This is a genomic window from Ferrovum myxofaciens (assembly GCF_000735045.1).
In the GTDB taxonomy this organism is placed as follows: domain Bacteria; phylum Pseudomonadota; class Gammaproteobacteria; order Burkholderiales; family Ferrovaceae; genus Ferrovum; species Ferrovum myxofaciens.
Genome location: NZ_JPOQ01000135.1, coordinates 1 through 279 on the forward strand (window position 1 = coordinate 1; position 279 = coordinate 279).

Here is a 279-nt window from a genome sequence, read left to right on the forward strand (position 1 = left end):
TCCTCTTCAGATTGTGACACAGGAGAGCAGGTATGGAAACCAAGCGTAGCAGGAGAATTCGCCACAGCAGGCAGGACTGGCAGGGGTTCGTGTCCGAGTTTCTGACCAGTGGTCAGGACTGCAAGAATTTCTGTCGGGATAAGGGATTAAATTCATCCCGATTGATACGTTGGCAAGGGGTATTTCGCAATGGGATTTCCCCTGCCATCAGCCAGATGCAACCCGTAGGGTTTTTGGATCTGGGTACGCTGCCTGCCCCTGAACCTCAACCCCGGACAG

1 protein-coding gene is annotated in these 279 nt (G+C 53.4%); it reads left to right on the top strand.

What is annotated here, in order from left to right; translation table 11 throughout:
• Window positions 1-32 precede the first annotated feature (32 nt).
• On the top strand, window positions 33-279 hold a 247-nt coding region (tnpA, locus tag IV91_RS15970; protein WP_150112473.1), incomplete at its 3' end, for an IS66 family insertion sequence element accessory protein TnpA.